At 66.8% G+C, this 368-nt stretch carries 1 pseudogene; it reads right to left on the bottom strand.

Annotation, left to right across the window (positions count from 1 at the left end):
• A pseudogene (locus tag ABGA94_RS08755) lies at positions 1-119 on the bottom strand (zinc-binding dehydrogenase); the annotation flags it as partial.
• Positions 120-368: the final 249 nt, after the last annotated feature.

The raw sequence follows: 368 nt of genomic DNA, 5'->3' as shown, positions 1-368 counted from the left end.
GTGACCTGCGCGCCCAGCTGGCGGGCCAGTGCCAGCTTGGTGTCGTCCACGTCCACCGCAGCCACGTTCAGGCCCATCGCGCGGGCGTACTGTACGGCCATGTGGCCCAGGCCACCGACTTCGTTCGGAGTGAACTGGCGCACGCCCAGGATCGGACGGTTGCGATTGGCATCCCAGTAATAGCCGTTGTCGTCGTCGATCAGCGAGACGCTGGGCGCCGTGCGCACGGTGCAGGCGCATGCGCGCGAGCCCTATGAGCGCGGGCGCTTTGACAAGGCGCTGGGCGATGCCATCGGTTGACGATGGCACTCCCTGCAACCCCGACACTCCGCAACTGAAAGGACCGTCCATGATTGCCCGTCGCCGAC

It is taken from the genome of Stenotrophomonas sp. 3diitr2024 (assembly GCF_042136455.1).
Lineage (GTDB): Bacteria > Pseudomonadota > Gammaproteobacteria > Xanthomonadales > Xanthomonadaceae > Stenotrophomonas > Stenotrophomonas sepilia.
This window is presented reverse-complemented; position numbering and strand designations above follow the sequence as displayed.